This window comes from Kitasatospora sp. NPDC058184 (assembly GCF_042883725.1).
GTDB lineage: Bacteria > Actinomycetota > Actinomycetes > Streptomycetales > Streptomycetaceae > Kitasatospora.
Map to the genome: position 1 here is coordinate 1 of NZ_JBHVVE010000007.1, position 14,298 is coordinate 14,298.

Genomic DNA, 14,298 nt, shown 5'->3' on the forward strand with positions numbered 1-14,298 from the left:
CAGGTTGCAGAACACCTGATGGGAGGCGCCCGCCGCGAGGTCGAAGGCGCCGGCGGCTGTGACACACGACGGTGTGATGGCATCGGTGAGGGTGATGCCGGTGACGTTGACCGTGCCGGTGTTGGTGACGGTGATCCGCCAGTAGGCGGTGCCGTTCGGGGCGACGGTGGTGGTCTTCGCCCAGGGGCCTGCGCCGCCGTCACCGCAGTCGGCCGGGTTGGTGCTGGTGCAGACCTCCTTGTTGATGGCCAGCGATGGAACGTCGACGCTCGCCTCGGAGGGCGGTGTGGTGATCGGGGTGCCACCGGGCCCCGGGAACGAGGCCGTCACCGTGTTGGTGGTGGACTGGGTGACGCCCGGCAGGTTGCAGAACACCTGCTTGGACGCGCCCGCCGCCAGGTCGAACGTCCCCGCGGCCGTCACGCACGAGGGCGTCACGGTGTCGTTCAGCGTGATGCCGGTGACGTTGACCGTGCCGGTGTTGGTGACGGTGATGCGCCAGTACGCGGTGCCGTTCGGGGCGACGGTGGTGGTCTTGGCCCACGGGCCCGGACCCCCGGCGCCGCAGTCGGCGGCGTTGGTCGAGGTGCAGACCTCCTTGTTGATGGCCAGCGACGGGACGACGGCGCTCGCCTCGGACGGGCCCGTCCTGACCGGTGTGCCGCCGGGGCCGGGGAAGGAGGCGGTCACCGTGTTCGTCGTCGACTGGGTGACGCCCGGCAGGTTGCAGAAGATCTGATGGGAGGCGCCCGCTGCCAGGTCGAACGTCCCGGCGGCTGTCACGCAGGACGGTGTGACGGTGTCGTCCAGGGTGATGCCGGTGATGTTGACCAGGCCGGTGTTGGTCGCGGTGATCCGCCAGTAGGCCGTCCCGCCGGGGGCGAGGGTGGTGGTTTTGGCCCAGGGGCCGGGGCCGCCGGGGCCGCAGTCGGAGGCGTTGGTGGAGGTGCAGACCTCCTTGAGGATCTCCAGCTTCGGCGCGCACTCGGCGCCGGGGGTGACCTGGAGGGTGACGGTGTTGGAGGTGACGGGCGGCTGGCCGTTGGTGACGGCGGAGGCCTGGTTGGAGACGGCGGTGACGGAGCAGTCGGTGGAGACGGTGGTCTCGAAGCAGATCTGCGGTGCGTCGCCGACGAAGGTCACCTGCATCTGCGGGTGGTTGCCGGGGGTGAAGGAGGACCCGTTGACGAGGGTGAGGTTGGCGATCACCTGGATCGGTGAGTCGCTGGTCGGGACGGACGAGATGTCCGCCGTCTCGGTGGTGGGGTTGAACGGGAAGGTGCCGATGGTGGTGCCGTCGGAGGCCAGGACGGTCACCGAGGACTGGGTGAAGTCGACGGTGGTGGGGTCGAGGCCGAGGAGGCTGACCGTGCCGTACGACCTCACGTGCCCGGTGGCCCCGTCGCAGTAGTACGCGGAGGGGTTGAGGCTGCCCTGGGCCTTGGTCTTCAGGCAGGGGGAGGCGCCGGTGATCGGGTCGATGGAGAACAGGTAGCCGGTGTCGCCGAGGCTGTACTTGCACTGGCCGTCGTAGGCGAAGCCGTACGGCCTGGTGTCGCCGCCGTTGACGTTGGGCGGGCCGTTGACGACGCCGTTGGTGCCGTACTGGGCGCAGGGGGCCTGGGTGTTCCAGTCGTAGCAGAACTCGGAGCTGTTGGAGGTGGGGGAGATGCTGAGGTAGATCCAGAACGGGAACTCGGTTTCGAGGTGTCCGTTGGGGGCGGTGATGGTGAGCGGCACCTGGAAGTTGGATTCGCCGGGGGCGACGTTGGTGCTGAGGAGGGTCTGCAGGCCGGGGGGCGCGGCGACGGGGTTGCCGGCGAAGTCGAAGCAGACGACGGTGCCGACCGGCGGGGTGACGGCCAGTTCGACGCCGCCGACCGCCGTGCAGACGCCGGTGACGGTGCCGGCCGTGTCGTACATCTCGAAGACGTTGTCGGCGCGGGCGGCTTCGGTGCCGGTCGGGGTGACGACGGTCTTGGGGGTGGCCCAGCCGGTGCACGCGGCGTTCGTCGACGGGTCGAAGCAGGACATCACCGTGGGCAGCGGGGCCAGCTGGTTGTCGGTGACGTAGATCTTGCCGTTGATGACCCGCATGATGCCGGCGTAGTCGCCGCTGAAGGCGACCTGGCCCTCGTTGGGCGGCAGGCCGATGTCGAAGGTGCCGCAGGAGGAGTTGCCGACGGGGTCGTAGCAGAGGATCTCGCCGGTGCCGGAGACCGCGTAGATCAGCTGGTTGGGCGCCTGGACGACGCCTCCGATGACCAGGCCGGTGCCGGTCTGGAGCGGGGTGAGGCCGCAGCTGGTCTGGGCCTGGAGGTCGATGCAGCCGACGCCGATGAGTGCTTGCGTGACGCGGCTGATCGCGGCGTAGTACAGCCGGGAGCCGATCTGCACGTAGGTCGGGGTGCGGGTGCTGCCGATGTCGCCGGTGGTCGTGTCGGCGGCGGAGGAGTTCAGCGCCTGGGGCCAGGTGGCGGGGGCTCCGCTCGGGGTCGGGCAGGGGCCGTTGGTGAGCAGGTCGGTGCAGACCACGCTGGCCGTGTTGGAGAAGCCGTGGTGGTAGATGTTCCAGATCTCGGGGGTGGGGACGCCGTTGATGGTGGCGGTGTAGCGGATGGGGGTGAAGCCGTCGCCGCCGGTGGCGGTGTTGATCGGGGTGAACGGCGGCGGGATCTGGACCACTTGGCCGGTCGCCGGGGAGGAGAGCGTCGGGTTGGTGGCCTGGACGACGTTGGTGGCGGCGCCCTGGTCGGTGCCGGAGAAGGTCGTGCCGCCGTCGGTGGACCACTGCTTGGTGAAGCCGGGGGGCACCTGCAGTGAGCCGGGGACGTAGGACTGGGTCTGCGGTGTGCTGCCGGGGCCGCCCTGGATGGCGTCGGTGACGGTGGTGCTGACGGGGGCGCCGTCGGGGTTGGTCGCGGAGACGACCCAGCGGACGGTGTCGCCCTGGGCGGTCTGGGTGGTGCTGCCGGTGGTGGTGTCGGTGCCGGTCTTCGCCAGGGTCACGGGCTGCTGGCGGACGTCGTGGCGGCCGTTCCGCTGGTCGGCGGGGGCGGCCGTCGTGCCGGTGGCGGGGGTGCGGGGGTCACGGCTGGGCGCGTGTGCCACGGCGGGGGCGGCGAAGGAGCCGGAGGCCGTGGCGAACGCGAGGAGGAGGGTGAGCACGGCCCCGACGAGGCGGTCGCGGAGCGTGTCCATCCCGGGTCGGCTTCCGTGTCGGCGGCCGCGTCGACTTCGCTCGTGTCCGCTGGTGGCTGGACAGCGCCTCATGACGATTCCCTTCGGTCGAGCGGTCCGGTGTCACGCGGTGGGCTGCACAGCGGTGGGTTGGACGGCGGTGAGCTGGACGGCGCGGGGTGGATGGCGGTGGTGACGGGCACGGGGGTCGTGGAGCGGATGCGGGGAGTTGTTGACCTGATGCGGACAGTGACCGTACGGGCGTAGTATGCGTGCCGAAAATCCGATAAACGGCATTAACGTGCCCGAGTGGCACGACGGTTCACCCGGATGCGCCGGGGAGGCCGCCCAGGTGGCGGGCGGGCTGTGAGGCCCGGGTGAAGGTCATGGGTAGGGTCGGTGATCGGCCGTTGATCGGGCGTAGACGACGAGCCTGGAGCATCGGGACCCGGAGGGAACCGGTCCGGAGGCCACAGCCTGATCGCCGGGTCCCGTACGGCCGGACCACGGGCCGTACGGGCGCCCGTGGCTGACGCCGCCACCGGTCCCGACGCCAGGAGGAGTCCGGACCACGAAGGGCAGACGAGGCATGGACGGCGGGCTGTCGGTGCAAGCGGTGAGAACGGCGGCGGGTTTCGGCGAGCTGCTGCGGCTACGGCGCGAGCGGATCGGGCTGACCCAGCAGTGCCTGGCGGATCACGCGACCCTGAGCGTGCGGGCGATCCGGGACATGGAGAGCGGCCGGGTGCGACGGCCCCGCAACGAGACCGTCCGGCTGCTGGCGGACGCGCTGCGGCTGGAGGGCCGCAGCCGGACGGACTTCGAGGAGGCCGCCCGCCGGCAGCAGGCCGCGGACGAGCCGGGGGACGAGCCGGCCGCCCCGCCGGTGGCGCGCGGGGCGATCGTCGGCCGGGAGGCGGAGGCCGAGGTGCTGGCCGACGCCTTCGCCGTGCACGGGGACCGGCTGGTCTCGCTGGTCGGCCTCGGCGGGGTGGGCAAGACCCGGCTCGCCCTGGAGGTGGCCCGCCGGCTGCACCTGGCCGTCCGCTGGTCGGTGCGCTGGGTGGACTGCGGCGGCGGCCCGCACCCGTGGCGCGGGCGGCTGGACGACCTCGTCCGGGACATCGGCGAGCGGCCCGCCCTGCTGGTGCTGGACGGCGCCGACGGCGGGGTGGACGCCGGGCAGTTGGACGGGCTGTTCCGCCACTGCCCCGGGCTGCGGGTGCTGATCACCGCCCGGGAGGCCCGGCCGCTGCCCGGCGGCCAGGTCATCCCGCTCGCGCCGCTGCCCGTACCGGACCCCGAACTCGACGCCGAGCCCGAGGCGTTGGCGCAGGTCGGGGCCGTCCGGCTGCTGCTCTCGCACCTGTGCCGGCTGCGGCCCGGCTACACCCTGGAGCGCTCCGAGGCGCCCGCCGTCGCGGAGCTGTGCCGCCGACTGGACGGCCTGCCGGGCGCGTTGGAGCGGGCGGCGGGCTGGGCGCTGGTGCGGTCCACCGCCCAGCTGGTGGCCGGGCTGGCGGCCGTCCCGTTCACGCTGGCGGCGCCGCCGGTGGTGTTCGGCGCGCGCGGTGACCTGCGGGACGACGTGGAGCCGGCGATCCTCCGCCTGACGGATCGTCAGCGCGCCCTGCTGGAAGTGCTGGTGGACGAGCCCGGGGACTGGTCGGGGGAGGACGCGGTGGTCCGCAGCGGCTGGACGCTGCAGACCTGCCTGGCCACGGTGCACGAACTGCTGTCGCGGGGGCTGATCCGCAGCGTGCCCGCCCGGGACGGCGTGCGCTTCACCGTCCTCAACCTGTGCCGCCGGCTGGTCCGGGAGGAGCCCGGGCCGCGGCTCTCGCCGGCCGGGGACGTCCCGCTGCTGGCGGCCGCCGGCTGACCGGTTCTGCCGCCGGCCGACCCATTCTGCCGCTTAATGCCGCCGGAGCTGCCGCTTGCCGGGCCCGATCGTTCCTAGCGTTCTCCGTGGGGCCGGGCCGCCGCGCAGAACGCGACGGAACGCCATCGAGGATCACTACCGGTGAGGGCGGAGTCGTGGAGCACGGGAATGCCGAACAGAACGGTCCGGGCGGTCTGGACGTCGTCGTGACGACGACGGCCTCGGACTCGCACACCTGGAACCTGGTGTACCTCCAGTTCCTGCTGGAGGAGATGGGCCACCGGGTGACGAACCTGGGCGCGTGCGTCCCGGACGCGCTGCTGCTCTCCGAGTGCCGCCGGGCCGAACCGGACCTGATCGTGATCAGCAGCGTCAACGGGCACGGCCACCAGGAGGGCCTGCGGGTGATCGAGGCCCTCCGCGCCTGCCCGGAGCTGCGGAGCACCCCGACCGTCATCGGCGGCAAGCTCGGCATCGCCGGGGCTGACGACCCGGACCGCGAACGCGCGCTGCTGGCGGCCGGGTTCGACGCGGTCTTCGAGGACGGCGCCGCGGTGGCCGGGTTCCGCGCCTTCGTCGGCGGACTGCGCTCCGGGGTGCTGCTGTGACGGCTCCCGCCGGGGCCGGTCCCGCGGTGACCGGTCCCGCGGCGGCCGGTTCTGAACGGGCGGGCCCCGCCGGGACGGGCTTCGGCGCGTTCGTGGCGCAGGCCGCCGAGGCGGGCGCGCTGGTGGTCCAGCCCCGGATGGGCATGGCGGAGGCAGCCCCGATGCGGGCGGGCCTGCTCGCCACCCGGGGCGCGGCCGCCGTCACCGTCGGCACCATCACCCTGGACAGCTACACCCGTACCGGCGACCTCGCGGCCGCCCGGCGCGCCCTGGCCGCCGGGGCGGGCCTCAACGGCTACCCGATCGCCACCCACCCCGTCGAGGTTACCCGGGCGGTGCTGCGCGGGGTCGCGGACGCGGGCTTCCCGGTGCAGGTCCGGCACGGCTCGGCCGCGCCGGAGCGGATCGTCGAGGCGCTGCTGGCGGCCGGCCTGGACGCCACCGAGGGCGGACCGGTCTCCTACTGCCTGCCGTACGGCCGCACCCCGCTCCACGAGGCGGTGGCCCGTTGGCGTCGCGGCTGCGAACTGCTGGCCTCCGTACGGGAGTTCGGCGCCGAGCCGCACCTGGAGACGTTCGGCGGCTGCCTGATGGGCCAGCTCTGCCCGCCCTCGCTGCTGATCGCCGTCAGCGTGCTGGAGGCGCTGTTCTTCCGCCGGCACGGGCTGCGCAGCATCTCGCTCAGCTACGCCCAGCAGGCCGACGCCCGCCAGGACGAGGAGGCGCTGGCCGCGCTCGGCCGGATCGCGGGGGAACTGCTCACCGACGTCGACTGGCACCTGGTGGTGTACGCGTACATGGGCGTGTACCCGCGCTCGCCCGGCGGTGCGCGGCTGCTGCTGGAGGACGCGGCGCGGCTCGCGGTGCGCGGTGGCGCGGCCCGGCTGATCGTCAAGACCACGGCCGAGGCGCACCGCATCCCGACCGTCGCCGAGAACGTCCGGGCGCTGGAGGCCGCCGCCGCGGCCGCCACGGCGGAGCGGGCCCGGCCCCCGGCGTCCGACCGCCGCCCCGCCGTGCCGCCGGACACCGGGATCGAGGCCGAGGCCAGGGCGCTGATCGGCGCGGTGCTCGACCTGGACGCCGACGTCGGGCGGGCCCTGGTACGGGCGTTCGCGGCCGGCTACCTGGACGTGCCGTACTGCCTGCACCCCGACAACGCCGGGCGCACGCGCAGCGCGCTGGGCCCGGACGGGCGGCTGTACTGGTCCTCGGTCGGCTCGATGCCGATCGCCGGGCTGGGCGAGCGCGGCCGCGCGCCGGTCCCCGGCTCGGCCGGGCTGCTCGCCGCCCTCTCCCACGTCCAGCGGAGCTACGACGGCCGGGCCCGGTACGCCGCCGCCTCCGCGTCCGCGTCCGCCGCCCGGGGCCTGCCCGTCGCGCGCTGAGCCGCCGCCCCGCCGAGCCGCCCGCGCTCCAGCCGTCCCGCCCGGCCGGCGCTCCACCACCGACGACCGCCCGCGCCCCCGACGGCGGACCACGGCCCCCCGAGAGAAGAGGACTCCGACCATGCCCGACGCCACCCCCCTGCCCCCGACCGATCCGGGCCGGCACCTGACCGACCCGACCACCCGCAGCGCGCTGCGGATCCAGCAGCACCTGCTGTCCGCCGCCCGCGAGTTCCTGCGCGGCCGGGGCTTCACCGAGCTGCTGCCGCCGATCATCGGCCCGGTCACCGACCCCGGCGCGCGCGGCTCCAAGCAGGTGGACATCGACTTCTACGGCCACCGCTACAAGCTGATGACCAGCGCGATCCTGTACAAGCAGGCCTCGCTGCTCGCCTTCGACAAGATCTTCTGCATCGCCCCGAACGTCCGTCTGGAGCCGCTGGAGACCGCCGGGACGAGCCGGCACCTGGCCGAGTTCCACCAGCTGGACGTGGAGGCGGCCGGCGCGAGCCGGGACGACGCCGTCCGGCTGGCCGAGGAGCTGGTGGTGCACATCGTCGGCAGCACGGTGCGCGAGCTGCCCAAGGAGTTCGCCGAACTCGGCCGGGACCCGCAGGCGTTCGCCGACCTGCTGAAGGGCTCCTTCGGCCGGGTCCGGCACGCCGAGGCGGTCGCCGAACTGCGCGGGATCGGGCACCCGCAGAGTCTGGACGCCGAACTCGACTGGGAGGGCGAGGCGTTGCTGTCGGCCCGGCGCGACCGGCCGTTCTTCGTCACCGACTACCCGAAGGGCTCGCGCGGCTTCTACGACCGCGAGCACCCGCAGGACCCGGGCCTGCTGCGGAACTTCGACCTGCTCGCGCCCGAGGGCTACGGCGAGCTGTGCAGCGGCAGCCAGCGCACCAACGACTACGCGGAGATCGTCACCCGGATGCGGGAGACCGGCGAGAACCCGCAGAAGTACCGCTGGTACCTGGACCTGGTGCGCGAGGGCGTGCCGGCCAGCGCGGGCTTCGGCATCGGCGTCGAGCGGCTCACCCGGTACGTCGCCGGGCTGGACGCCGTCTGGCAGGCCAGCGCGTTCCCCAAGGTCGCCGGGGTGGTGTCGCCATGAGCGACCTGACCGCACCGGGGTTCCCGGAGGAGGAGGTCCGGCGGCGGGCCCGGGCCGGGGCGGCCGCCGTGTTCCCGCCCGCCGAGGAGTACGGGCGGGTGCTGTTCGGCGCCGGCGCGGCCGAGGAGGCGGCGCCGTCCGACGCCCTTGACGCCCTGCGGATCGTCCCGCCGCTGTTCCTGCCGCAGCGGCTCGCCAAGCTGATCGACCTGGGCCGCGAGCCCGACTACCGGGACGTCGAACTCGCCACCGCCATCGGCGGGTTCGCCTCCGCGCTGCCGGTGTACGTCTCCGCGACCGGCTCCACCCGGGCGGCCGGCGGCGACCTCGGACTGGCCCTCAGTCGGCAGGCCGGGGCGCTCGGGATCCCGATGGTGATCGGCGAGAACGTGGTGCCGGTCAACGGCTACGGCCGGCTCGGCGAGGCCGCCGACCGCACCCTGCTCGGCCGGCTGCGCGCCTACGGCGAGGAACTCCCGGACGGGCTCGGCGGGGTGGCCGTCCAGCAGAGCACCGAGGACGCCGACGCCGAGGTGTGGAACCTCGTCCACAGCGACCCGGCCGCCCTGCCGCTGCTCGAATCCGGGCGGCTGGCCTTCGAGTTGAAGGTCGGCCAGGGCGCCAAGCCGGGTCTGGGCGGGATGACCGTGCTGGACGCGGAGGCCGCCGCCGCGCTCGGCGACCGCTTCGGGCTCGACCCGCTGTTCGGCGACGGGCGGGTGCTGCGCGCGGCCACCCCGGGCACCTTCACCGCGGAGATCCTGCGCCAGCAGATCCGGCTGATGCGCAACAACTACCCGCGGGTGCGGATCTGGGTGAAGCTCTACCCCGGCCGGGACGTGGCCGAGGCCGCCCGGGTGGCGCACGAGGCCGGGGCGGACGCCGTCGTGGTGGACGGCGCGGAGGGCGGCACCGGCTGGGCGCCGGGGGTGTTCCTGCCGCACGTCGGCCTGCCGCTCGCGGAGTGCCTGCGCCGGCTGGCGGTCGTGCCGCCGCCCTGCCTGCTGGTCTCCGGGCGGATCTGGGAGGGCGCCCGGGCGGTCAAGAGCCTGGCGCTGGGGGCCCGCGCGGTGGGCCTCGGGCGGGCGGCGCTGCTCGCCGTCGCGGAGGACCGGGAATCCGGGCTCCGCCGTTTCACGGAATGCCTGGCGCTGGAACTCCGGCTGCTGATCAGCGCGCTCGGGAAGTACTCCCCGGAGGCCCTGGAAGAGGCGGACGTCTGGTCCCCCGGGAATTCCGGAATCCCCCTCGGCCGGTAGCCCTGGCCTGCTCGGGAAGCGGCAGAAGGAAACTGCCGACTTCCTTCCGCCCGTTCTGCCGATAGGGCCTTCGTAATCCCCCTATCGCCTTCTTCGCCGATTCCTCTCACGATCTGGGGCTGGATGATGTCCTCTCGCGGTTTTCCCGTCGAATTCACGGCGCCCGCATTCGCGCCGTTCGCCTCCGCCGTCGCGCGCTTCCCGGAGCGGCCGGCCGTCCGGGCCGGGGCCCGGACCGTCGGCTACCGGGAGCTGGACGGACTGAGCGCCGCCCTCGCCGCCCGGCTCGCCCCCGGCCGGACGGTCGCCGTGACCGGCCGTGACCGGCTGGACCACGTGGTCGCGCTGCTGGCGGCGCTGCGGGCGGGTGCCACCTACCTGCCGCTGGACCGGGAGGCGCCCGAGGAGCGCAACCGCTGGATCGTCGAGGACGCCGGGGCCGGGCTCGCCCTCGACGGCGAGGAGCTCACCGAGCTCGGCGACGGGACGGGTGTGGGCGCGGGCGCCGGCTACGTCATCTACACCTCCGGCACCACCGGCCGCCCCAAGGGCGTGCACGTCCCGCTCGCGGCCCTGACCGGCCACCTGGCCGGCGTGGTCGAGGCCCTCGGCCTGACCGAGCGGGACGTGGTGCTGCAGTTCGCCCGTCCGACCGTGGACGTGGCCGTGGAGCAGGTGCTCGGCGCGCTCTGCGCCGGGGCCTGCCTGCTCCTGCCGGAGCAGCGGCTGCTCGCCCCGGCCGCGCTGCTGGAACTGCTGGACGCCGAGGGCGTCACCGTCGCCAACCTGGCCGCGGGCTACTTCCAGGACGTGGTGGCGGCGCTGGGCGGCCGGGTGCCGCGCACCCTGCGGCTGATGGTCTCCGGCAGCGACAAGCTGGAGCCGGCCACCGCCGCCGCCTGGTGGGCGGCGACCGGGGTGCCGCTGCTGAACGCGTACGGTCCGACCGAGACGGTGGTCACCGCCACCGTCCACCGGCTCGACGGCGGGCAGGAGCAGCCGGGCGCCCGGGTGCCGATCGGCACCGCCGTCGGCGGGCGCCTGCTGCACGTGCTCGACGAGCGGCTGCGGCCGGTGCCGCCCGGCGAGGCCGGCGAACTGTACGTCGGCGGGCCGCTGTTGGCCTCCGGCTACCTCGGCCGCCCGGGCCTGACCGCCGGCCGCTTCGTCGCCGACCCGTTCGCGGACCCGGACGGCCCCGGGGGAGCCCGGATGTACCGCACCGGCGACCTGGTGCGCCGAGCCACCGGGGAGGGCCCGCTGGAGTTCCTCGGCCGCACCGACCACCAGGTGAAGATCCGCGGCTTCCGGGTCGAGCCCGGGGAGGTCGAGCAGGTGCTGGCCGGCCACCCCGGCGTCACCGGCTGCGTGGTGGTGGCGCACGAGGGCCGGCTGGCCGCGTACGTCACCGGCGCCGCGCCGGGGTACGCCGAGGCCCGGGCCTGGCTGGCCGAGCGGCTGCCCGAGCACATGGTCCCGGCGACGCTCACCGCGCTGGAGGCCTTCCCGCTGACGGCCGGCGGCAAGGTGGACCGCGCGGCGCTGCCCGAGCCGCGGACCGCGCCGGAGGGCAGGGCGGCCGGCCGCCCGCCGCGCACCCCCGCCGAGCAGCTGATCGCGGCGGTCTGGGCGGACGTGCTCGGGGTGCCGGAGGTCGGCGCCGACGACAACTTCTTCCACCTGGGCGGCGATTCGCTGACCGCCGTCCGGGTGGTGGGCCGGGTCTTCGACGTCTTCGGCATGGTGTCGCCGTACACCATCTTCGACGCGCCGACCCTGGCCGGGTTCGCCGCCGCGGTGACCTCCGCGACCGGCGGCGCGCGCCCGGCCCCGGTGCGCTCGGGCGCCGCCGAGGCCCCGCTGTCGAAGTTCCAGCGCGGCCTGTGGTTCCTCGACCAGTGGAACCCGGACGCGCCGACCTACGTGGTGCCCTGGGTGTTCCGCTTCTCCGGCCCGGTCGACCCCGGGCTGCTGCGGCGGGCGCTGGCGGGGGTGGTGGAGCGGCACGAGAGCCTGCGGACCACCTTCGAGCTCGCCGAGGACGGCCCGCGCCAGGTCGTCCACCCCTCCGTGGAGCTGCCGTTCACGCTCACCGAGACCACCGCCGACCGGGTGGACGAGCTGGTCGCCGAGGCCGCGCTGGAGCCCTTCGACCTGGCGCGGGGACCGCTGGTGCGGGCCCGGGTCTTCCGGGCCGGCGGGGCGACCACGCTGCTGCTGCTCCTCCACCACATCGTCTGGGACGAGGGCTCGCTGCCCGTACTGGAGGCCGAACTCCAGGAGCTGTACGCCGCGCTGGCCGAGGGCCGCCCGGCCGAGCTGCCGGAACTCGCCGTCCAGTACGGCGACTACGCCGCCTGGCAGTACCAGGACGACACCGCCGAGAAGCAACTCGACTACTGGCGCGAGCAGTTGCGCGACGCGCCGACCACCGACGCGCTGGCGCCCGACCGCCCCCGCCCCGAGGAGCAGGCCTTCCGCGGCGCCTTCCACCGCTTCGCCATGCCCGATCCGGTGGCCGAGGCCGTCCGGGCGCTCGCCCGCAGCGAGGACGCCACCCCCTTCATGGTGCTGCTGGCCGGGCTGGCGCTCACCCTGCACCGCCGCTCCGGGCAGCGCGACCTGGTCCTCGGCTCGCCGGTGAACGCCCGCGGCCGGGCCGAACTCGACGGCCTGATCGGCTACTTCGTCAACCTGCTGCCGCTGCGGCTGAAGCTGGAGGAGGGCGCCTCCTTCCGCGAGCTGGTCCGGCACGTGCGCGAGGTGTCGATCGGCGGCTACCGGCACCAGGAGGTGCCCTTCGACGACATCGCGAACGCCGTGCTCGACGAGCGCCCCGAGGACCGCAACCCGCTCTGCCAGGTGCTGTTGGAGCTGCACCCGCTGGACCCCCGGCCGTTCACGGTCGGCGGGCACGCCGTCACCCGCTCCCTGCACTCCAACCCGGTCTCCCGCTTCGACCTGTCCGTCTCGGTGGACGACCTCGGCACCGGCTTCACCGGCCGCTTCGAGTACGACAGCGACCTCTTCGACCCGGCCACCATGGCCGGCCTGTGCGAGGAGTGGCTGGGCACCCTGGCCGCCGCCGTCGAGGTGCCGGTGCACGCCCTGTTCGAGGCGCGGGCCGCCCGGGAGCCGGGCGCCGTCGCCCTGGTGTCCGGCGAACGCGCCGTCGGGTACGGCGAGTTGAACGCCGCCGCGAACCGGCTCGCCCGCCACCTGGCGGGCCTGGGCATCGGCCGCGGCGACACCGTCGCCGTGCTGACCGAGCGCGGTCCGGAGCTGGTCACCGCCCTGCTGGCGGCCCTCAAGACCGGCGCCGCGTACACCCTGCTCGACCCGGACTTCCCGGCCGAGCGGCTGGCCGGCGCCGTCGCCGACACCGGCGCCGCCACGGTGGTCACCCACCGGCACGCCACCGTGCCGTTCGCCGTCCCCGGCCAGGTGGACCTGGACGCCTCGGCCGCCGACCTCGCCCGGTGCCCGGCCCACGACCTCGGCCTGCCGGTCGACGGCGCCGACCTCGCCACCGTGATGTTCACCTCCGGCTCCACCGGCCGCCCCAAGGGCGTCGCCGTCCCGCACCGCGCGCTCACCACCACCTACCTCGGCCAGGACTACGCCCGCTTCGGCCCCGACGAGGTCTGGCTGCAGTGCTCGCCGGTCTCCTGGGACGCCTTCGCGCTGGAGCTGTACGGCGCGCTCTGCTTCGGCGGCACCTGCGTCCTCCAGCCCGGCCAGCGCCCCGACCCGCAGACCGTCGCCGAGCTGACCCGCCGCCACGGCGTCACCCAACTCCAGCTCTCCGCCAGCCTGTTCAACTTCCTGCTGGAGGAGTTCCCGGAGACCTACGACGGCCTGAAGCTCGCCTTCACGGCCGGCGAGCGGGCCTCCACCACCCATGTCGCCAAGGCCCTGGAGGCCTACCCGGGCCTGGTCGTCGCCAACGGCTACGGCCCGGTGGAGAGCCTCGGCCTGACCACCTGCCACCGGGTCGGCCCCGCCGACGCCGCCGGCGGCTCCATCCCGATCGGCGTCGCGCTGCACGGCAAGGGCGTCCTCGTCCTGGACGAGCGGCTGCGCCCCGTCGCGCCCGGGGTGACCGGCGAGCTGTACGCCACCGGCGGCGGCCTCGCCCACGGCTACCTCGGCCGGCCCGGCCTGACCGCCGAACGCTTCGTCGCCTCCCCGTACGGCGCCCCCGGCGAGCGCCTCTACCGCACCGGCGACCTCGGCCACCGCACCGCCGAGGGCCTGCTGGAGGTCACCGGCCGGATCGACGACCAGGTCAAGATCCGCGGCTTCCGGGTCGAACCCGGCGAGATCGAGGACGCGCTCACCCGCCACCCGGCCGTCCGGGAGGCCGCCGTCGCCGTCCACGAGCCCGCCCCCGGCGACCGCCGGCTCGCCGCCTACGTCACCGTCGCCGCCGGCGCCCCCGACCCGGACGCCCTGCTCGACCACCTGGCCGGCCTGCTGCCCGAGCACATGCTGCCCGCGACCCTGGACGTCCTGGACGCGCTGCCGCTCAACCACAACGGCAAGGTGGACCGCAGGGCGCTGCCCGCCCCCGCTGGCCGCCCGGCCGCCTCCGACGAGGACGCGACGGCCGACGAGGCCGCCGACCCGCTGACCGAGGCCGAACGCCTGGTCGCCGAGGCGGTCCGCGAGGTGCTCGACCTCGCCGAGGTCGGCCGCGAGGACAACTTCTTCCGGATCGGCGGCAACTCGCTGGCCGCCGTCCGGGTCGCGATGCGGCTGTCCCGGGAGACCGGCAGCCGCGTCCCCCCGCAACTGGTGTTCCGGGCCCGGACCGTGAGCGCCATCGCCGAACGGCTGGCCGCCCGGTGACCGGCCGCACCGCACA

At 74.7% G+C, this 14,298-nt stretch carries 7 protein-coding genes; 6 read left to right on the forward strand and 1 reads right to left on the reverse strand.

Annotated elements, in window-relative coordinates; genetic code table 11:
* A partial coding sequence (locus ACFVXH_RS15170; RefSeq protein WP_387823585.1) for a hypothetical protein occupies positions 1-3,201 on the reverse strand: 3,201 nt, incomplete at its 3' end.
* Positions 3,202-3,796: 595 nt separating this feature from the next.
* On the opposite strand from ACFVXH_RS15170, the gene ACFVXH_RS15175 reads away from it, so the two are divergent.
* From ACFVXH_RS15175 to ACFVXH_RS15200, 6 genes are all read left to right on the forward strand, one after another.
* Positions 3,797-5,062, forward strand: a complete 1,266-nt coding sequence (locus ACFVXH_RS15175; RefSeq protein WP_387823588.1) for a helix-turn-helix domain-containing protein — start codon at positions 3,797-3,799, stop codon at positions 5,060-5,062.
* A gap of 155 nt (positions 5,063-5,217) precedes the next feature.
* A complete protein-coding gene (locus tag ACFVXH_RS15180; RefSeq protein ID WP_049658201.1) occupies positions 5,218-5,670 on the forward strand; it encodes a cobalamin B12-binding domain-containing protein in 453 nt (150 codons plus the stop codon).
* 26 nt (positions 5,671-5,696) lie between these two features.
* Entirely contained in the window at positions 5,697-7,058 is a 1,362-nt protein-coding gene (locus tag ACFVXH_RS15185) for a methylaspartate mutase (protein ID WP_387823591.1), read from the forward strand.
* A gap of 121 nt (positions 7,059-7,179) precedes the next feature.
* Positions 7,180-8,172 (forward strand): asparagine synthetase A, encoded by a 993-nt coding sequence (locus ACFVXH_RS15190; protein WP_074006450.1) that lies wholly within the window; start codon positions 7,180-7,182, stop codon positions 8,170-8,172.
* A complete protein-coding gene (locus ACFVXH_RS15195) occupies positions 8,169-9,431 on the forward strand; it encodes a glutamate synthase-related protein (protein ID WP_387823595.1) in 1,263 nt (420 codons plus the stop codon). Before ACFVXH_RS15190 ends, ACFVXH_RS15195 begins: the two co-directional genes overlap by 4 nt.
* Positions 9,432-9,554: 123 nt before the next feature.
* Positions 9,555-14,282, forward strand: a complete 4,728-nt coding sequence (locus tag ACFVXH_RS15200) for an amino acid adenylation domain-containing protein (protein ID WP_387823598.1) — start codon at positions 9,555-9,557, stop codon at positions 14,280-14,282.
* Positions 14,283-14,298: the final 16 nt, after the last annotated feature.

Excerpts from the sequence above, each read along its gene's own strand:
- ACFVXH_RS15200 (WP_387823598.1), top strand. The coding sequence starts at position 9,555 with ATGATGTCCTCTCGCGGTTTTCCCGTCGAATTCACGGCGCCCGCATTC.
- ACFVXH_RS15190 (WP_074006450.1), top strand. The coding sequence starts at position 7,180 with ATGCCCGACGCCACCCCCCTGCCCCCGACCGATCCGGGCCGGCACCTG.
- ACFVXH_RS15195 (WP_387823595.1), top strand. The coding sequence starts at position 8,169 with ATGAGCGACCTGACCGCACCGGGGTTCCCGGAGGAGGAGGTCCGGCGG.